Genomic DNA, 18,200 nt, shown 5'->3' with positions numbered 1-18,200 from the left:
TCAGGCGGCCTTCGGCTGCGATGCGATTTCGGCCAGCGAGGTCACCGCGACCGCCCGGAACGCGATGCCGTGACGGCGCTGCCCGTTGAACTCGTTCTCCCAGGGCCGGGCCACGAGACCCGTGATCGCGACCGGGGTGCCCATGACCAGGTCGGCGGAGACACCGGTCTCCGGGACGGTCACCGAAAGGATCTCCACCTCACCGTTCGCCGCGAACATCACGTCCACGGTCGACAGCGCGGCACCGGTCTCCATGTCCACGGACCGCTCGCCAGTACGACGGTCCTTCACCTTCGGCTGCGGGGGCTTCGCCACCATCACGGACGCGGCGGAGGTGTCGACGGGGATCTGACGCACAGAGATCACTCCTTTAGAAGTGCTGGACTCTATCACTCATGTATAGGAGTGACATGAAGAAGAGTGCAGGACTCCTGTACATGAGTCAACCCGCCGAGGCGAAGAAGTCTCGGCGGGTTGCGAGGAGTTGAGGCTGCGTCAGTCTGCGGCGGGGATGCGGTACTCGAAGACGAACTGGTCAGCGGCCATGAGGGTGTCGCAGACCTCGACCACCCGACCGGCTTCGGTGACGGCGTTCCGCAGCAGGTGAATGACCGGAGCGCCGGGGCTCAGGGCGAGTTCGGAGGCCTCTGCCTTGGCGGCCGGGCGAGCTGTCAGCGTCTCGACGAACTCGGCGAAGACGTGGCCGTCGTCCTCCAGGCGGGCGTAGATGCCGCCGGGGCCGGGGTTCTCGGAGAACAGCTGCGGGATGTCCTTGACCACGTCCCAAGGCAGGTAGGAACTGGCGGTCTCGACGGGGACGCCGTTGCGGAAGTAGAGGCGCCGGCGCGCGAGGACCTGAGTGCCGGCGGGGACGTCGAGGCGTTCCGCGATGTCCTCCGGGGCCTCCATCGGGCCGATGTAGAGGACGCTCACCTTCGCGGTCGCGCCGGACTGGGCCGACTCGGCAAGGTAGGCCGCCTTGCCACCCCGGCGGTGCGAGGCGCGGAAACGGTCGGAGGAGCGCAGCCGCACCGGCGGCCGGTCCTTCACGATCGAGCCCTTCCCATGCCGGGTCTCCACGAGCCCACTCGCCCGGACCTCGACCATCGCCTTGCGGATCGTCCCGCCGGCCACGCCGTAGCGCTCGACCAACTCGGACTCGCTCGGCACCAGGTCACCGGGCTTGAGCACCCCGGCCCGGATCTGCTGGACGATCTCCTCGGCGATCTGGACGTACCTCGGTACGGCCCTCCCACCTCCTGAGGCTGTTCCCATAGTCCTTCTCACTCTCCTATGCTCCTGTACATGAGTAACAGCGCCCGCGAGACGTCGTCAACGCCACTGCACTCCGTGTCAGTCGCGGGGGCAGTCGTGCGCGAGGACGGCCGACTCCTGGCGATCCGCCGCGCGGACAACGGGACATGGGAACTGCCCGGCGGAGTCCTCGAACTCACCGAGGCCCCCGAGGAGGGTGTCGTCCGGGAGGTCTGGGAGGAGACCGGCGTACGCGTCGAGGTCGACGAGCTGACCGGCGTCTATAAGAACACCACGCGAGGCATCGTCGCCCTCGTGTTCCGCTGCAAGCCCTCCGGCGGTATCGAGCGCACCAGCGACGAGTCGACCGCGGTCGAATGGCTCACGCCCGAGCAAGTCGCAGAGCGTATGACCGAGGTCTACGCGGTCCGGCTTCTCGATGCGCTGGACGGGGCAGGGCCCCACGTCAGGAGCCACGACGGGCAGCACCTGTTGGGAGCATCGGCATGAGCGACAGCTCAGGAACCCCCAGGCCGAGGCCGCTGCACGAGCTCAAGCACCTAAACGACTTCCTCGACGACGTCCGTCGCTGGCCATCCATGTATGTACGAGACCGCTGCATCCATCACCTCAGCTCGACCCTGTACGGGTACCGGCTTGCGTGCGAGATCAACGGGTTGCCATCCACGACAGAGTTCGAACCGGGGGACCGTTCACCAGATGGCTTGGGGTGCGCCTCGGCCTGGGCTATGAGAGCTCCTTGGGCTGGTCGCGCGAGATCGAACTAGCGGCAGAAGCGACAGACACCCCGCCTCTGGATCTGTTCTTCAGCCTCGTGGACGAGTTCCGTGCGGAATGCGGCAACGGAGCTGAGGACGCGGCGCGGTAAGAGTTTCTCTACTTCATCAAGGCGCATCCGCCGCGCACAGCGCGGCGTCGCGCGGCCCGGCGACTCGGGCCGTGCTCCTGTCTTCGCCCCGCTCCGGCCCGGCCGCCGGCCGCACGCCAGCAAGACGAGGGCTTGATGGGGTCAACCCCGACGGGGCTGGGGCGGTCGGTTCCACGGCTTTAGGCAGCCACCATGGGGCGAGCCTCGAAGATCATGGCCCCAACGTCGTGCTTTACGGGCAGGTCCACAGACTGCCCGACTCGCCGGAAGCTTACGGGGCCATGATCTCTCGCCCCATGGCAGCTCCCGCCCAAAGCCGCTACACCAACCTTCGTACTCAGCGGCCGTCCCTATGATCGTCAAGAACCTCTTGCTGGTGGGAATAAGCGTCGGGAAGCCCTTGCGAGCGTCTCGGCGATCTCCCGTCGACGCGCCCTGTCGGGCTTGCTCGTCTCACACTGAATTAGGGCATGTGCCACGCCAGCGGGTGGGTCATCGGGAACTGGATCATTCACGATGCCAGCGCCACACGAGCGAGGGGCTGCGGCGGAGAATCCAAAGACCTCTTGCCCCTCTTTCTTCACGACAGCCTCAGGGCCAAGCCCGCAATCACTCAGGACTGAGCTTCTATGCACGGAAATACCGTCTGAGTCCCACTGAAAGGCGGTTCGACTGGGGCGACGCTCTCCGGTCTCCAAGTCGGGAGTATAGAAATCCGGCCTATCGGGAATGCGTCGGTAAATTGATTCCCCGTTAGGTATTGATGCGTCATCCCAGGCCAAAACTTCCCCCTAACGCCCGGCTAAGAGAACAGAGATTTCCAGCCAGGATTCACCGACCAGATGCGGGATGACAAAATGGCGAGAGCTCTCCGCAGTTCGCCATAGCCAATCTCTCCCGCACCCAGAGCCCCCTGAATTCGCATCAAGCCATCAGAGTCGACGTAGCATACGTATGGTGCTTCATCTGGAATGAACTCGATTTCCAGCCGTTCCACTCCTGCTCGCCACTCGAACAGGATAGACCCTTCTTCGCCAGGAGTCACGAAGGGGTAGATCGTTCGAGAATCGGCAATTCGCTCTATTGCGCGGTAAGCTTGATCGGCGATTTCTTGTGCGACTGGCCCACCGGAGGCGCCATCCCATCCCAGAGGTAGAGTCGTTAGCTCGCGAAGCTTTCCGCTAACGTAATTCTGCACCTCAAGCTTTCCTTCGACCTCACGCTCTCCAGCGAGACGCTGCTCACTGAAGTTCGCTGCAGACCGGTTTCTGCGAATGAGCCAAAGTTCAGCAGTCTCGCGGATGCCCGCACGCTTCCCGACGGAGGCAAAGTATTCCTGTCGTCCGATGCTGTATGTCGTCAAGAGATTTCACCCCATCCTTCACGCATTGCGTTACTCGTGACTTCAAGGAATGCATCAGTTAGGACGTTGTGGGCCAATTCTAGCATTTCCACATAGTTGGCGCTCTCGTCGACAGTCGCCTCAGCGTCGAGTGAGAGTGCCGAACTTTGAACGATTTCACCTTCAAGTGATTCTTCACCGGCAGAGTCGACACCTACAAGAACGGCGACCTGCGGACTCAACTCAGATTCGTGGTAGTGCACCCTGAATCCGCAATAGTCCGGGCTTCTGAAGGGGAAGGAAGCGGGCGCCGTCCATCCATTGAGCACGCCCGCCATGGCGTTCTGGGCGGAAACTCCTGGGAGGTGGTTTACGTACTGAATGTCAGCCCGCTTTACAATGGGGGCAACTCCAGAAGCGTCTTGCGTAAGCTTCGAGTACTGAGAAAACTTCTCGAGGAGTTCCGATCGCAAGGCCCCGAAGCCCGGGTACTCTTGCGTTTCGTCGCCGAATGTCCAGCTCAGCAAAAACCGATCCTGCTGGAACCTTATGTTTCGATCGCCGGAATCGGTTGAGAAGGTGCACAATGCCATAGGCCAGGAGACGCCGGAGCGAACAAACTCGACAGCGTCTCGATCGGCAGGGCCCCACGGAGGTAGCGGTGCTACCTCCTGAAGGAGCGGATAGCTCGGGCGCCAGTCAACGCGAAGTGGTGCCAGATCAAGTGTTTGGAGCTTTGGCATGGGTTGAAGCATCAGCGCCAGCGTCACTTCACGTACGGGCGGACGCTCGAAACGCAACGAACCAGACATGTTACCTCCCCCTCAGTCTAGGCTACCTGGAAGTCTTGCCTGAGGAACAGATGGTTACGTGTCCAGGATGCGATCTCAACAGGCTCGTGCAACCGATTTGCTCCGTTATGACGTCAAAGTTCACTCGGTCGGGTGATCGCTGGTACGGCAAAGCGGGGGAGAGCTGAAGAGTTGCTGCTCCAGCTCTCGCCCCGCCGGGTTGAGAAGGTCGCTCTGGTGCGGAGCGATGGGCTGGCCTGGCGTCAGCTTCCGTCAGGTCGGTTGGTTGCGAGAATGTGGCCTCGGCTGACTGCTACGCGGAGAATCTCAGTCAATGCTCCAGCAAGCTCGTGGGCCAGTCGATGGAGGTCGCCTGGTTCTGCATGCGCATCGTTCAGGACCTCTGTGGCCTGTTCCAGGAGGTTGACCGCGATGCCAAGTTGGATGGATTCGATGTTGTCCGCCAGGCGGGACATGAAGCTGCGGCGGTCGTCGGTGCTGAGGTAGCAGGGCTTGCCCTCAGGGCCCGTCCAGGGCAGGAGGCGGAGGTGGGCCGGCGCGGTCATGGTCGGGGCTGCCTCTCGTCGGCGTTGTCCAGGAGCTGGCTGGTGAAGACCGCGTTGACGCGATCGGCGGGGAAGACCAGTTGGGCCGCTTCGACGATGAGGCCGGTTGCGTCCGTCGTAGTGCGGGTGATGACGAGGACCGTTGTTGTGGGGCAGACGTGGAGCGTCGAGGCTTCGTCCGGGGTGGGGAGGCGGGAGCAGACGATCTCGCGGACTTCCGCTGGCGGAGGGGTCAGGACGGCGAAGCGTCCGGCTGGCCCCTGGTGTGGGGCGTCGTCGGCGACCAGGCCAAGTGTGTCGGGTGGCGACGCCGTGTCGTGGGGGATGTAGGTGCGTGCGAAGCCGTGGGGCACCTCCCCCTCGTAGGTGATGCAGAGGATCTCCGTCAGGGGGGTTCCGGCGGGGCGGGCCAGTAGCGCGGCCGGGTGCTCCGTCGTGCCGGTTGTCTTCGTGGTGCGGATGGTGACGCGCTGGGCCGCGTCGGCAGCGGTGCGCGGGTCCAGCGTTCCCCAGCCGCCGACGTACGTGGTTCTTCGCAGCGGTCGGCGGACGAAGTTCCCCCGCCCGTGGATCTTCTCGACCATGCCCTCTGCCTGAAGGATGCCGAGAGCGTTCCGCAGCGTCGCCGTGCTGACGCCGTAGCGCGTGGCCAGTTCGGTTTCGGCGGGCAGGCGTTGGCCGGCTTGAAGCTGCCCGGTGGTGATCTGCGACCTGAGGTCGTCGGCGATGGCGTGCGCCCGTGAGACGCGCATGGGGGTGATCACCTCCTTCTCGTCATCCGTACGGCGACGAAGTGGGTTCGCACGTGGATGGTCAGGAGTTCCCCTGTGTCGAACAGGAGCTGCTTGGCGCCATGAGGTAGTTGGAAGAGGTCCTGCACCCGGCAGACGAGGCCGCCGATGTGGAGGATGTCGCCGCGTTGCACAGTGGCCGATGTGATCTCGACGGTCGAGGCCATCCCAGGGGTCGGTACCCGTTCCCTCATTGCCCCTCCTCTGTCGGTACCGACCGGCCGACGGCGGAGTGGCAGGCGCAGGAGCAGGTCTCGAAGACGACCGGGAGGTCGGACAGGGCGACGGCTGCGGAGGATGTCGTGCAGGTGAGGTGGGTGCCGATCCGGCAGGACGGCGAGCGGTAGAGGGCCATGGAGAAGCGCGTGACCCCGAGCCGTCGAGAAGGAGGCAGGGAGGTCATCAGCGTGCTCCCGCGAGTGCCGACCAGGTGGCCGAGGCCGGGACGTGGGGCGCGACGACAGTGGGACGGAGGCGGGTGCGCTTCTCCCATGCCAGGACGTACGGGCGGACGAGCGCCGTCTCCTCGCCCGTGATCAGGCCGGTGTGATCGGCATGACGCGGGTGAGGGAGGTGCGGGGCCGGACCGTCGGCCTGCGCCATGGGCAGCGAGTCGGCTGAGGAGCGGGAGGGGGCTAACGGACGGCGGTGCCTGCCCTGGTGTGCGCCTCGCGCTCTCGCGTGGGCGAGGGCGCGGCGAATACGGTTGAGCATGCTGGTCAGCTCCTATCGCTGATGGCCCGGTCCCCCGACATCGCCCGTCGTGGGGACCGATTTGCGTAAGACGGCCCAGAGGGTGCGGCCGTGCTGGCTGGTGGCGAGGAGGCCGAAGCGGTCGGCCTCAGCAACCGCTCCCAGGACCTCCCGCCATGACTCGGCGGAGAGCGCGTCCGGTACTTCCGCCACGACCGTCGTGTGACGGGCGTGCTCTTCCACGCGGGTGGAGAGCCCGAGGGCGGACAGCCGGACGGCGAGGGCCGCCGCGGTCGATCCCGAAGCGGGCACAGGGCAGCCTCCGTCACCGACGATCACTTTGGGTGAAGCTAGTTAACTAGATTAGAGCTAGTGGACTAGATTTTCCATATGCCTGAGCAGCCGCCATACCTGCGCATCGCCGACGAACTTCGGCAGCGCATCGCGGAACATGTGTGGGAGCCGGGTGACCGCCTGCCCTCACGCGCCCGGATCGGCCAGGAGTACGGCGTGGGCGACAACGTGGTCCGCCGCGCTCAGGAGTTGCTGATCTCCCAGGGAGTGCTGGAGGGCCGTGCCGGGTCAGGCACGTACGTGGCCGAGCCCAGGCAGCGGGTGCGGATGGTGCGTTCGTCGGCGCGGGAGCAGCCCGACAGGTCGCCGTTCCGTGCCGACATGAAGGCTGTCGGGCGGGCCGGGGGCTGGGAGAGCCGGACCGATGCAAAGGTGCCCGCGCCGGCGGAGATCGCGGCACGGCTCGGGATCGCCGAGGGCGAGCTGTGCGTGCGGACGACGTACGAGTTCCTCGCCGACGGACGCCCGGTGCAGCTGTCGACGAGCTGGGAGCCCTACGACCTCACCGGCGGAACGCTCGTAGTCCTTCCCGAGGGCGGGCCGCATGCTGGCGCTGGCGTCGTGAACCGCATGGCCGAGATCGGCATCACCGTCAGCCACGCCGTCGAGCAGCCGGAGCCCAGGCAGGCGACCGCCGACGAAGCGACGCTGCTCGGAATCCAGAAGGCCGCACTCGTCACCCACATCCGGCGGACCTACTACAGCGACGACGGACGGCCCGTCGAGACGGCGGACATCGTCGTTCCCGCCGCGCTGTGCGAGATCGTGTACGAGGTGCCGGTTAGCCGTTGACGCCGCGCAAGGGGGCGCCCTTGAACATCCGGGCAACGCTCCTACCTTGTCGGCTTCTGATGGCGCTCCCTCCAGCCGTTCGCGGTGTTGTGCCGCTGTACGCCCTACCCGCGCCTCCCTCCGCATCGCGAACCTTTGAGGGATGCCGATGACCGACGGAGGGGGCGGGATGGTTCAGTCGAAGTGCGGCGCTCTGACGCAGTCCGGGACGCGCTGCCGGAACAAGGCGATCATGAACAGCTCACGCTGTGCCAGGCACCAAGGGCCGTGGTCCTCGTACGGAGTGGAGCAGCGCAAGAAGAAGGAAGCCGAAGCCAAGATGCGCAAGCTGCGGAAGAAGCGCTAGCGAAGCGAGTGGCTGCCGAGCTCCCAGCGGTTGCCATCGCGGAGGTGCTGAGCCGCCCCGGATCTGGGCCGTCCCTGGGCCGTCCGAGGGCACTCCGCAGCGGCCAACGACGACCACTGACGATCCCTCCGAAGCGGGCTGCAGTTGCTCTGACCTGCAACGACCGCTGGTGGACGAGTGAGGCGGCAAGACCCAGGGCAAGAAGTAGCCCGACGCCACGAAGAAGCCCCCGACCTGCGAGGAACTCGCGGGGCGGGGGCTTTTTCGCTGTCCGCCGGTCCCGCACGGGCGGTAGCGTGCCGGGACCTGGGGGAGGGGTGTCATGGCCAGACGGCGCTCCGTGGCCAGAGGCGTGCCCGGTGGATACCGGATCTGGGACACCAGGGGACGCACGTGGTGGGGGGACCACTACGAGCTGTGTCCCGACGATCTGCTGACGGAACTGAACGGCGCCGCCGACCAGGCGCGCATCACGGTGCTGCTGAAGCGGTACCGCGCGGCCGGGCGCTGAGCCGGCGTGGCGTGGGCACGCACGGGTGGGCCGGGTGCGCCGGCGGTACGACCGCCGGGCGCCGGGCGCCGTGAGACGCGCAGGCGCGCGCACAGGGAAGGGCCCCGTCCGGACAGCGGACGGGGCCCTTCCCTGTGTGGTCAGCCGCAGCAGCCGCCGCACTGGCACGGAGAGCCCGACTGGCAGCCGCAGCCGCAGCCCGAGCCGCATCCGCAGGCGCCGAGAAGGGGGAGGAAGTCCACGCCGACCGGGCTCGCTTCCTGCGGGGAGTCGGGCATGGGGGTATCGGCCATGAGGTGCCTCCTGACGGGCGCACGCCCCCGGGCGTGCGCGTATCACCGGCGTGCGGATTGCCGCCTTCGCCCATTGCATGCCCGGCCGGTCGCCCGCATCAACGGCGCATGGACGGCGCACCCGCGCAAGCGCCCCCGAACGCGCCGTCAGTGCCGCAATGCGCCCTCCCGGGGCCCGCGGTGGTGCGGAACGCGCCCTGTCGGCGCGCTACGCGCCCTCGACCTGCGTCGGCTGCTGGAGCTCGTCCGCGTGCTCACCGGTGACCAGGTAGACGACCCGCTTGGCGACCGAGACCGCATGGTCCGCGAAGCGCTCGTAGTAGCGGCCGAGCAGGGTCACGTCCACGGCCGTCTCGATGCCGTGCTTCCAGCGGTCGTCCATCAGGTGCTGGAAGAGCGTGCGGTGCAGCAGGTCCATCTCGTCGTCGTCCTGCTCCAGCTGGAGCGCCAGGTCGACGTCCTTGGTGATGATGACCTCCGCCGCCTTCGCCATCAGGCGCTGGGCGAGCTGGCCCATCTGGAGAATCGTGGCGTGCAGGTCGTTGGGCACCGCACGGTCGGGGAAGCGCAGCCGTGCCAGCTTGGCGACGTGCTGGGCCAGGTCGCCCGAGCGCTCCAGATCGGCGCTCATCCGCAGCGAGGTCACCACGATCCGCAGATCCGTGGCGACCGGCTGCTGCCGGGCCAGCAGCGCGATCGCCCGTGCCTCCAGGTCGTGCTGGAGGTCGTCGACCTTCTGGTCGCCGGCGATCACGTTCTCCGCCAGCTTGAGGTCGGCGTCGAGCATGGCCGTGGTGGCGCGCCCGATCGCCGACCCGACCAGCCGGGCCATCTCGACCAGGCCCTCGCCGATGGAGTCCAGTTCCTCGTGGTACGCGTCCCGCATGGGGTGTCCCTCTCTTGTGCGACCGGGGTCCGGATGGGGCTCCGAACCCCCACGCTCCCACGTTCGAGCCCGCAGTGGTCCGGACCCTCCCGCTCAAATGAACCAGCACTTTCCCCTCGGTGAACTCTGAGCGACGACTGTTCGAGGTGCCACCCGTTTGGCTGGGAGACCGCCCGGCACCCCGCATAACCTGGTGAGCATGGACGTGAACGCGGCGGTCGCCGCAGCAGCAGCGATTGCCGGTCTGTGCACCGGTGTCATCGCGGTGCTGGCGTTCCGCTGGAGCGAGCGCGAACAGAAACGCCCCACCCGCACCTCCCTCCACACGGACGCCGTGCTCCCGCCCGGCGTCGACACGGTCCTGTCCGTGCTCCGCTCCTCCGCGGTCGTCCTCGACGAGTCCGACTCGGTCGTCAAGGCCAGCTCCGCGGCGTACGCCCTCGGCCTGGTCCGCGGCGGGAAGCTCGCCGTCGAACCCATGCTGCACATGGCCCGTGACACCCGGAGGGACGGCGAGATACGGCAGGTCGAACTCGACCTGCCCCGGCGCGGCACCGGCCGCGGCGAGGCGCTGGCCGTCTCCGCCCGGGTGGCGCCCCTCGGCTCACGCCTCGTGCTGCTCCTGGTGGAGGACCTCACCGAGGCGCGCCGGATAGAGGCGGTGCGCCGCGACTTCGTCGCCAACGTCAGCCATGAGCTCAAGACCCCCGTCGGGGCGCTCTCCCTGCTCTCGGAGGCGGTCATGGACGCCTCGGACGACCCCGAGGCGGTCACCCGCTTCGCGGGCCGGATGCAGATCGAGGCGACCCGGCTCACCAACCTCGTGCAGGAGCTCATCGACCTCTCCCGGGTCCAGAACGACGACCCGCTGGAGGACTCCGAGCCCGTGCGGGTGGACGAACTGGTGGCCGAGGCCATCGACCGCTCCCGGCACACCGCGTCGACCAAGCAGATCACCATGGCGTCGAACATGTGGACGCCCGACACCGGTGGCGGGCGACGCGAGGGCGGCGCCGCCGCCGACCTGCGGATCTGGGGGAACCGCGGCCAGCTCGCCGCGGCGCTCGGCAACCTCGTCGAGAACGCCGTCAACTACTCACCGGCCCGCACCCGGGTCGGCATCTCCGCGCGCCGCGTCGCCGGGCCCGGGACCGCCGGCATCTCACCGGGGTCGGGACCGGGGCTGATCGAGATCGCCGTCACCGACCAGGGCATCGGCATCTCCGAGAAGGACCGGGAGCGGATCTTCGAGCGGTTCTACCGCGTCGACCCCGCCCGCTCCCGCGCCACCGGTGGCACCGGCCTGGGCCTCGCCATCGTCAAGCACGTGGCCGCCTCGCACGGCGGGGAGGTCACGGTGTGGAGCTCCGAGGGACAGGGCTCCACCTTCACCCTGCGGCTGCCCGAGGCGGCCGCCCGGGACCACTCAGGCCGCGATCGAGTCGTCAAGGACGACGACCGGCTCTACGACACCGATCCGAACAGCGAAATTCCAGCCCCGGAGGTCCTTCCGTGACCCGAGTGCTCGTCGTCGAGGATGAGGAATCCTTCAGCGACGCTCTGTCCTACATGCTCCGCAAGGAGGGCTTCGAGGTCGCGGTGGCGACCACGGGGCCCGAGGGGCTCGACGAATTCGAGCGCAACGGCGCCGACCTCGTCCTGCTCGATCTGATGCTCCCCGGCCTGCCGGGCACCGAGGTCTGCCGCCAGCTCCGCGGCCGGTCGAACGTGCCGGTCATCATGGTGACGGCCAAGGACAGCGAGATCGACAAGGTCGTCGGCCTGGAAATAGGAGCCGACGACTACGTCACCAAGCCCTTCTCCTCGCGGGAGCTGGTCGCCCGTATCCGCGCGGTGCTGCGCCGCCGTGGGGAGCCCGAGGAGGTCACGCCGGCGGCCCTGGAGGCCGGCCCGGTGCGGATGGACGTCGACCGCCACGTGGTCACCGTCTCCGGCGGCAAGGTCGACCTGCCGCTGAAGGAGTTCGACCTGCTGGAGATGCTGCTGCGCAACGCGGGCCGGGTGCTGACCCGTATGCAGCTGATCGACCGGGTCTGGGGCGCGGACTACGTCGGCGACACCAAGACCCTTGACGTCCACGTCAAGCGCCTGCGCGCCAAGATCGAGCCGGACCCGGGCGCGCCGCGGTACCTGGTGACGGTGCGCGGCCTGGGCTACAAGTTCGAGCCGTAGGCCGCACGGCCCGGCACGGCCCGGGGCCCTCTGGGGGTTCCGGGACTTCTCCGGCCCAGGGCCCCCGGATACGCCGAGGGGGCGTCCACCGTCGTGGTGGACGCCCCCTCGGGCCGTCTGTGGCGGAGCCGGGTCAGTGACCGGCCTCGTGCGAGGCCGAGGCCGCGTCGCCCTCGGCGCCCGCTTCGCCCTCGGCCTCACCGGAGGCGGAGCCCGACGGAGACCCGGAGGGGGAGGCGTCCGGCGACCCGGAGGCGGACGGCGACGGCTTGGCGGCCGGCGGGCTGGGCACGCTGCTGGGACCGAAGCCGGAGAAGAAGCCGCTCGCCGGGACGACGAAGGCCAGGAGCTTGACGTCGCCGGTCTCGCTGAAGGTGAAGACGACCTCCTGCGTGCGGCCGTCCTCCACGGCCTCGCGGCCGTCGGCGATCACGGCGGAGGCGTTGCCCTTGCCGCCGATGATCACGCGGCCGCCGGCGGGGACGGTCAGCGGACCGGAGCCCTCGGCCGGCTTGAGCTCGACCTTCGCGTCCGAGCCGGGGAGGGTGATCGACTCCAGCGTCTGGTCCTTGGTGCCGTCGTTGAAGACGGTGACGGACACGACGGCCGGGCCTTCGGCGTCGGGCTCGGGCTGGGTGATGACGGTGCCGTTCTGCAGCTTGAGGCTGTCGACGGCGGTCGCGGCGTTGTCCGGGCGGACGCCCAGGGTCTGCGCGTCGTTGCCCGCACCGCAGGCGGAGAGCGAGGCGATCGAGAAGACGACGGCAGCGCCGGTGAGGGCACCGCGACGAAGGCTGCTGCTCACGGCGGCGGCATCTCCTTGGACGAGCGGACGTACGGACTGTGGAACGGCTGTCACCGGGCTGGGCGTCAGCTCGCGCTTAGGTTACCGAGCGGCCCGTCACCCCCCGCACCCGACCCGCCCTTTGGCGTCACGCGGCGGCGGGCTCGCGGTCCGCCGTGGCGGGCGGCGGTTTTCGGACGCCGGCGCCGGGGAGTGGCGCGGACGTGTGCGAAGACCTCGGGCAGGAGCAGTACACATGCTGTTCACATAACGTGAGTGATCAATTCTCTCGCGCGCTCGGGCTTTCCCGGAAAAGCGCGGACGAGACGGCGGCGTGATCATTAGTGATCAATTCATGAATCGGCGCGGCGTCACTCCGTACGGGTGAGCGATCCCCGAACGGAGTACGGAAAGTGATCGCTCCCCACCCGGACAAAACGGGACTTTCGCCCCGTCGGGGGAGGGTAGTGCGAGGTGTGACACGGGAGTTTCCGTGCGCCCGCGCAGCCGCTCCGACCTGCGAATACCCCCTTCCGCTCGTCGTCCGCAGCACGTTCCTGTCCGTGTTGTCAAGCCCTGAGATATGCCCTGACCTGCGAAAACGCCATTCAGAACACGCTGTTCTCGTGTTACCCTGGATAGCCACGGAAGGGGTACCTGTCACATGACGTTCAAGGTTGGCGACACCGTGGTCTATCCCCATCACGGGGCCGCGCTGATCGAGGCCATCGAAACTCGCCAGATCAAAGGCGTGGACAAGACCTACTTGGTGCTCAAGGTCGCTCAGGGCGACCTGACGGTTCGCGTCCCTGCTGACAATGCGGAGTTCGTCGGCGTTCGCGATGTGGTCGGCCAGGATGGGCTGGACCGGGTCTTCGAGGTGCTGCGTGCACCCTATGCCGAGGAGCCGACGAACTGGTCCCGTCGGTACAAGGCAAATCTCGAGAAGCTCGCCTCCGGCGATGTCATCAAGGTCGCCGAAGTGGTGCGTGACCTGTGGCGTCGGGAGCGCGAGCGAGGGCTGTCCGCAGGTGAGAAGCGGATGCTCGCAAAGGCGCGCCAGATTCTGGTGAGCGAGCTCGCGCTCGCGGAGAACACCAACGAGGACAAGGCCGAGGCCCTGCTCGACGAGGTTCTCGCGTCCTGACGCACGATTGATGCCGCGGTGCCCGCTGACATGCTGGGAAGTCTCCAGCCTGTCGCCGGGCGCTGCGGCATGTTCGCCCTCTGCCCGTCCGCTCCCTGTGCGGTCCGTTCCCCGATCCCGCGTGGGGGCCGGCAACTCGCACGACCGGTGCCGACGTCTGTCACCGACGTGATGCTGTGATGTGCCGGGCCCGGGCGGCTGGCGCAGACCAGTGGTCACGGAAGGGTCCGGTCAAGGCGACGCGCCCGGCACTCCCCCGACCTGTCGGCCGGGGGCACGACCAGGCCATACCCACGTCGACTCAGGAAACAAACCTCCGGAGTGCAACCGATGTCCGACCAACCGCGTCCTCGTCGCACCGCCGCTGTGATCCCGGCCGCCGGCCGGGGCGTGCGCCTCGGACCGGGCGCCCCCAAGGCGCTCCGCACGCTGAACGGCACGCCGATGCTCGTCCACGCGGTCCGCGCGATGGCCGCCTCGCGCGCCGTCTCCCTCGTCGTCGTCGTGGCTCCCCCCGAGGGCGCCCCCGACGTCAGACGCCTCCTCGACGACCACACCCTCCCCGAGCGGACCGACTACCTCGTCGTCCCCGGCGGGGAGAGCCGCCAGGAGTCCGTACGCCTCGGGCTCGACGCGCTCCCCGAGGGCATCGACATCGTCCTCGTCCACGACGCGGCCCGTCCGCTCGTCCCCGTCGAGACGGTGGACGCCGTGATCGACGCGGTGCGCGAGGGAGCCACCGCCGTCGTGCCGGCGCTGCCGCTCGCGGACACCGTCAAGGAGGTCGGACCGGCCCCGGCCGGCGAGCCCGAGCCCGTCGTCGCCACCCCGGAGCGGGCACGGCTGCGTGCCGTGCAGACGCCCCAGGGCTTCGCCCACGAGACCCTCGCGGACGCCCACCGGACCGTCACCGGTGAGGTCACCGACGACGCGAGCATGGTCGAGCGGCTCGGCCGGAAGGTGGTCGTGGTGCCCGGGCACGAGGAGGCCTTCAAGGTGACCCGTCCGCTCGACCTCGTCCTCGCCGAGGCCGTACTCGCCCGCAGGAGGGCCAACGATGGCTTCTGACCGCCCGCTTCTCCCCCTGGTGGGGATCGGCACCGATGTGCACGCCTTCGAACAGGGCCGTGAGCTGTGGTGCGCCGGTCTGCTGTGGGAGGACGCCGACGGCTACGGCCTCGCCGGGCACTCCGACGGCGACGTGGCCGCCCACGCCGCCTGCGACGCCCTCTTCTCCGCCGCCGGGCTCGGCGACCTCGGAGCCCACTTCGGGACCTCCCGTCCCGAGTGGTCCGGCGCCTCCGGCGTCACCCTCCTCGCGGAGGCCGCGCGGATCGTGCGGGCGGAGGGGTTCGAGATCGGCAACGTCTCCGTTCAGGTGATCGGCGTCCGGCCCAAGATCGGCAAGCGGCGGGACGAGGCGCAGAAGGCGCTGTCGGCCGCGGCCGGAGCCCCGGTCTCGGTGTCCGGCACCACGACGGACGGCCTCGGCCTGACCGGACGGGCCGAGGGTCTGGCCGCCGTCGCGACCGCCCTCGTGGTGCGGACGGCCTGATCCGGCACAGGGGGGCGGGCGGGGCCGGGGGCGGTGCGGAAGACCGCCCCCTGAGTGTGCCCGGGGGGCGTGGGGCACTGCCCTTCGCCCACTACCCTGGTTGCGTGACCATTCGCCTGTACGACACCAGCGCCCGGCAGATCCGTGACTTCACCCCTCTCGTGCCGGGTTGTGTCTCGATCTACCTGTGTGGCGCCACCGTGCAGGCGGCCCCGCACATCGGGCACATCAGGTCGGGGCTGAACTTCGACATCATGCGCCGCTGGTTCGAGTACCGCGGCTACGACGTGACCTTCGTGCGGAACGTCACCGACATCGACGACAAGATCATCAAGAAGTCGGACGAGCAGAACCGCCCCTGGTGGTCGATCGGCTACGAGAACGAGCGCGCGTTCAACAGCGGCTACGAGGCCCTCGGCTGCCTGCCGCCGACCTACGAGCCGCGTGCCACCGGGCACGTCCCCGAGATGATCGAGATGATGCGGGGCCTGATCGAGCGCGGCCACGCCTACGAGTCGGACGGCAGCGTCTACTTCGACGTGCGCTCGTTCCCCGGCTACCTGGAGCTGTCCAACCAGGACATCGACGATCTGCGCCAGCCCGACGAGGGCGTCTCCGGCAAGCGCGACCCCCGCGACTTCGCCATGTGGAAGGCGACCAAGCCGGGCGAGCCCGACTGGGAGACGCCGTGGGGACGCGGACGGCCCGGCTGGCACCTGGAGTGCTCGGCGATGGCCCACAAGTACCTCGGTTCCGCCTTCGACATCCACGGCGGCGGGCTCGATCTGATCTTCCCGCACCACGAGAACGAGATCGCCCAGGCCAAGGCGTTCGGCGACGCCTTCGCCACGTACTGGGTGCACAACGCCTGGGTCACCATGAGCGGCGAGAAGATGTCCAAGTCGCTGGGCAACTCGGTCCTCGTGAGCGAGATGGTCAGGAACTGGCGTCCCATCGTGCTGCGTTACTACCTCGGCACCCCGCACTACCGCTCGATGATCGAGTACAGCGAGGAGGCCCTGCGCGAGGCCGAGTCCGCGTTCGCGCGGATCGAGGGCTTCGTGCAGCGCGTGATGGAGAAGGCCGGCGGCGTCGTGGCGCCCGCCGACGAGGTGCCGCCGGCGTTCGCCGAGGCGATGGACGACGACCTCGGGGTGCCGCAGGCGCTCGCGGTCGTCCACACCACCGTCCGCCAGGGCAACTCGGCGCTCGCGGCCGACGACAAGGAAGCCGCCGTCGCCCGTCTCGCCGAGGTCCGCGCCATGCTGGGCGTGCTCGGCCTCGATCCGCTCGACGAGCGGTGGGGCGGCGGCGCCGGCGAGCGCGGGGACGACCTCTACGGTGTCGTCGACACCCTGGTGCAGATGGTCCTCCACCAGCGCGAGGCCGCCCGCGGCCGCAAGGACTGGGCGACCGCCGACGCCATCCGCGACCAGCTCAACCAGTCCGGCCTCGTCATCGAGGACAGCCCCGACGGGCCCCGGTGGACCCTCGGGCCCCGCTGAGGCCGCAGGCGATGTGCCGCCCGGAGCTCCGGGCGGCACACTTCCTTACGTAGACACATACGCAGACACACGCAGACGCAGACTCGTTTTTTCGTCTGAGCGAGCTTTACAGGAACAGGTAGGTCATGGCCGGGAACAGCCAGCGCAGGAACCGCCGCACGTCCAACAAGAAGGGCGCGACGGTCGGCAGCGGTGGCAAGCGGCGCCGCAGCCTGGAGGGCAAGGGCCCGACGCCGCCCGCCTCCGCGCGCAAGGGACACGTCAAGAACCGCATCGCCAACGCCAGGACCAAGCAGGCCCAGCGCCGCCCGGTCGCCCGCCGCGGCGGCAAGGGCACCTCGGAGATGGTCGTCGGCCGCAACCCGGTCTTCGAGGCACTGCGCGACGGCGTGCCCGCCTCCACCCTCTACGTCCAGCAGTTCATCGACAACGACGAGCGGGTGCGCGAAGCGCTCCAGCTCGCCACCGGCCGCGGCAACATCCACATCATGGAGGCGCCGCGCCCCGAGCTGGACCGCATGACGAACGGGTTGAACCACCAGGGTCTGGTCCTCCAGGTCCCGCCGTACGAGTACGCCCACCCCGAGGACCTCGCGGCCGCCGCCTTCGACGACGGCGAGGACCCGCTGATCGTCGCGCTCGACGGCGTCACCGACCCGCGCAACCTCGGTGCGGTCGTCCGTTCGGTGTCGGCGTTCGGCGGACACGGCGTCGTGGTGCCCGAGCGCCGGGCCGCCGGGATGACGGCGGGTGCCTGGAAGACGTCCGCGGGCACCGCCGCGCGGACGCCGGTGGCGCGTGCCACCAACCTGACGCGTGCGCTGGAGTCGTACCAGAAGGCCGGTCTCACGGTCGTCGGCCTCGCCGCCGACGGTGACACGGAGGTCGGCGAGCTGGAGGCGCTGGGCGGCCCGGTCGTCATCGTCGTCGGCAGCGAGGGCAAGGGTCTGTCCCGCCTCGTCGGCGAGACGTGCGACTTCCTGGTCCGCATCCCGATGCCGGGCGGCGCCGAGTCGCTGAACGCCGGTGTCGCCGCGGGCGTCGTGCTGTACGAGGCGGCCAAGCGCCGCTGACCGCTCCCGGAGCGGCCCCGGTCCGGCCGGGGCCGCCGGGCGGGTGCGCCGTGGGCGGCGTCCCGGGCGGGACGGCCGGCGCTCCGGTCCGCACAGGCACGGTGTCCCCGCGGTACGGATCGGGGGCGGGGCGGTCAAAAATGCACACAAGGTGCTCTTGACGGGTCTCGGACACGTAGAGCGTCCCGGGGCCGTGCCCTAAACCCGCATCACTCGGTTAGATGAGTGTGGACACCAGAACACCCCGGTCCGGGTTCGACGATCAGCCTGCGCTGAGCATGGTCAAGGTGCACTGCGATCCCGCGCAGGTCATCGTCAACCACGCCAGCTTCCGGGTGCAGCTCGGGCAGAGCGCGCGCCCCGCGCGCGACCTGGCGGACTCCGCGCGGCTCGCCCCCTTCGGCGCGGCCGGCGGCGCGGGAGTGCCCGGCGCGG

The 18,200-nt window shown here is 68.7% G+C and carries 22 protein-coding genes and 1 pseudogene; 12 read left to right on the top strand and 11 right to left on the bottom strand.

The features are described from left to right. Positions 1–357: a hypothetical protein gene (locus tag EAO77_RS06025; RefSeq protein WP_147987044.1), complete on the bottom strand. Its 357-nt coding sequence runs from the start codon at positions 355–357 to the stop codon at positions 1–3. A gap of 138 nt (positions 358–495) precedes the next feature. After that, positions 496–1,275, bottom strand: coding sequence for a GntR family transcriptional regulator (locus EAO77_RS06020; protein ID WP_147987043.1), 780 nt, complete (start codon positions 1,273–1,275; stop codon positions 496–498). An 18-nt stretch (positions 1,276–1,293) separates the two neighbouring features. Here EAO77_RS06020 and EAO77_RS06015 point away from each other — a divergent pair, with 18 nt between their 5' ends. After that, the gene (locus EAO77_RS06015) at positions 1,294–1,764 is read left to right on the top strand and encodes an NUDIX hydrolase (protein WP_147987042.1); all 471 of its coding nucleotides are present in this window, start codon (positions 1,294–1,296) and stop codon (positions 1,762–1,764) included. A 1,181-nt stretch (positions 1,765–2,945) separates the two neighbouring features. Here EAO77_RS06015 and EAO77_RS06010 read toward each other — a convergent pair. The 7 genes from EAO77_RS06010 to EAO77_RS05975 all read right to left on the bottom strand — a co-directional run bounded on the left by EAO77_RS06010 (position 2,946) and on the right by EAO77_RS05975 (position 6,638). Continuing rightward, positions 2,946–3,506 carry a hypothetical protein gene (locus tag EAO77_RS06010; protein WP_147987041.1) on the bottom strand — a complete coding sequence of 187 codons (561 nt, stop codon included), beginning with the start codon at positions 3,504–3,506 and terminating at the stop codon, positions 2,946–2,948. After that, positions 3,503–4,297, bottom strand: a complete 795-nt coding sequence (locus EAO77_RS06005) for a TIGR04255 family protein (RefSeq protein ID WP_147987040.1) — start codon at positions 4,295–4,297, stop codon at positions 3,503–3,505. The genes EAO77_RS06010 and EAO77_RS06005 overlap by 4 nt, the downstream gene beginning before the upstream one ends. Before the next feature lie 541 nt (positions 4,298–4,838). Further along, complete coding sequence (locus tag EAO77_RS05995) at positions 4,839–5,594, bottom strand: GntR family transcriptional regulator (RefSeq protein WP_147987038.1); 756 nt, start codon at positions 5,592–5,594, stop codon at positions 4,839–4,841. A gap of 8 nt (positions 5,595–5,602) precedes the next feature. Continuing rightward, a complete protein-coding gene (locus tag EAO77_RS05990; protein ID WP_147987037.1) occupies positions 5,603–5,827 on the bottom strand; it encodes a hypothetical protein in 225 nt (74 codons plus the stop codon). Further along, positions 5,824–6,036, bottom strand: coding sequence for a hypothetical protein (locus tag EAO77_RS05985; RefSeq protein ID WP_187283130.1), 213 nt, complete (start codon positions 6,034–6,036; stop codon positions 5,824–5,826). Before EAO77_RS05985 ends, EAO77_RS05990 begins: the two co-directional genes overlap by 4 nt. Further along, positions 6,036–6,236: a hypothetical protein gene (locus EAO77_RS39775; RefSeq protein WP_261993814.1), complete on the bottom strand. Its 201-nt coding sequence runs from the start codon at positions 6,234–6,236 to the stop codon at positions 6,036–6,038. Before EAO77_RS39775 ends, EAO77_RS05985 begins: the two co-directional genes overlap by 1 nt. A 123-nt stretch (positions 6,237–6,359) precedes the next feature. Further along, on the bottom strand, positions 6,360–6,638 hold the full coding sequence (locus EAO77_RS05975; RefSeq protein WP_147987035.1) for a hypothetical protein: 279 nt from the start codon (positions 6,636–6,638) through the stop codon (positions 6,360–6,362). 78 nt (positions 6,639–6,716) lie between these two features. Here EAO77_RS05975 and EAO77_RS05970 point away from each other — a divergent pair, with 78 nt between their 5' ends. The 3 genes from EAO77_RS05970 to EAO77_RS05965 all read left to right on the top strand — a co-directional run bounded on the left by EAO77_RS05970 (position 6,717) and on the right by EAO77_RS05965 (position 8,329). Next, positions 6,717–7,472 carry a GntR family transcriptional regulator gene (locus tag EAO77_RS05970; RefSeq protein WP_147987034.1) on the top strand — a complete coding sequence of 252 codons (756 nt, stop codon included), beginning with the start codon at positions 6,717–6,719 and terminating at the stop codon, positions 7,470–7,472. A gap of 169 nt (positions 7,473–7,641) precedes the next feature. Further along, positions 7,642–7,818, top strand: coding sequence for a hypothetical protein (locus tag EAO77_RS38450; protein WP_187283129.1), 177 nt, complete (start codon positions 7,642–7,644; stop codon positions 7,816–7,818). Between the two features lie 322 nt (positions 7,819–8,140). Next, positions 8,141–8,329, top strand: a complete 189-nt coding sequence (locus EAO77_RS05965; RefSeq protein ID WP_187283128.1) for a hypothetical protein — start codon at positions 8,141–8,143, stop codon at positions 8,327–8,329. A gap of 501 nt (positions 8,330–8,830) precedes the next feature. Here the strand turns inward: EAO77_RS05965 and phoU are convergent. Beyond that, positions 8,831–9,508: a phosphate signaling complex protein PhoU gene (gene phoU / locus EAO77_RS05960; RefSeq protein ID WP_147987033.1), complete on the bottom strand. Its 678-nt coding sequence runs from the start codon at positions 9,506–9,508 to the stop codon at positions 8,831–8,833. 199 nt (positions 9,509–9,707) lie between these two features. Between phoU and EAO77_RS05955 the strand changes: the two genes are divergently transcribed. Together EAO77_RS05955 and EAO77_RS05950 are read left to right on the top strand one after the other, a co-directional pair. Then, positions 9,708–11,024: a sensor histidine kinase gene (locus EAO77_RS05955; RefSeq protein ID WP_147987032.1), complete on the top strand. Its 1,317-nt coding sequence runs from the start codon at positions 9,708–9,710 to the stop codon at positions 11,022–11,024. Continuing rightward, the gene (locus EAO77_RS05950; protein WP_018847140.1) at positions 11,021–11,701 is read left to right on the top strand and encodes a response regulator transcription factor; all 681 of its coding nucleotides are present in this window, start codon (positions 11,021–11,023) and stop codon (positions 11,699–11,701) included. Before EAO77_RS05955 ends, EAO77_RS05950 begins: the two co-directional genes overlap by 4 nt. Positions 11,702–11,834: 133 nt before the next feature. On the opposite strand, the gene EAO77_RS05945 is transcribed toward EAO77_RS05950, so the two are convergent. Then, positions 11,835–12,506 (bottom strand): DUF461 domain-containing protein, encoded by a 672-nt coding sequence (locus tag EAO77_RS05945; protein ID WP_147987031.1) that lies wholly within the window; start codon positions 12,504–12,506, stop codon positions 11,835–11,837. 643 nt (positions 12,507–13,149) lie between these two features. On the opposite strand from EAO77_RS05945, the gene EAO77_RS05935 reads away from it, so the two are divergent. The 6 genes and pseudogenes from EAO77_RS05935 to EAO77_RS05910 form a co-directional block, all read left to right on the top strand. Then, the gene (locus EAO77_RS05935; RefSeq protein ID WP_003953493.1) at positions 13,150–13,632 is read left to right on the top strand and encodes a CarD family transcriptional regulator; all 483 of its coding nucleotides are present in this window, start codon (positions 13,150–13,152) and stop codon (positions 13,630–13,632) included. 330 nt (positions 13,633–13,962) lie between these two features. Beyond that, a complete protein-coding gene (gene ispD, locus EAO77_RS05930) occupies positions 13,963–14,700 on the top strand; it encodes a 2-C-methyl-D-erythritol 4-phosphate cytidylyltransferase (protein ID WP_147987030.1) in 738 nt (245 codons plus the stop codon). Continuing rightward, complete coding sequence (ispF, locus tag EAO77_RS05925) at positions 14,690–15,187, top strand: 2-C-methyl-D-erythritol 2,4-cyclodiphosphate synthase (RefSeq protein ID WP_147987029.1); 498 nt, start codon at positions 14,690–14,692, stop codon at positions 15,185–15,187. Before ispD ends, ispF begins: the two co-directional genes overlap by 11 nt. 104 nt (positions 15,188–15,291) lie before the next feature. After that, entirely contained in the window at positions 15,292–16,692 is a 1,401-nt protein-coding gene (cysS, locus tag EAO77_RS05920; protein ID WP_147987028.1) for a cysteine--tRNA ligase, read from the top strand. Positions 16,693–16,817: 125 nt separating this feature from the next. Then, the gene (rlmB, locus tag EAO77_RS05915) at positions 16,818–17,765 is read left to right on the top strand and encodes a 23S rRNA (guanosine(2251)-2'-O)-methyltransferase RlmB (RefSeq protein ID WP_147987027.1); all 948 of its coding nucleotides are present in this window, start codon (positions 16,818–16,820) and stop codon (positions 17,763–17,765) included. A gap of 221 nt (positions 17,766–17,986) precedes the next feature. Next, a pseudogene (locus tag EAO77_RS05910) lies at positions 17,987–18,200 on the top strand (hypothetical protein); the annotation flags it as partial.

The organism is Streptomyces sp. T39, assembly GCF_008042045.1.
Taxonomy (GTDB): domain Bacteria; phylum Actinomycetota; class Actinomycetes; order Streptomycetales; family Streptomycetaceae; genus Streptomyces.
This window is presented reverse-complemented; position numbering and strand designations above follow the sequence as displayed.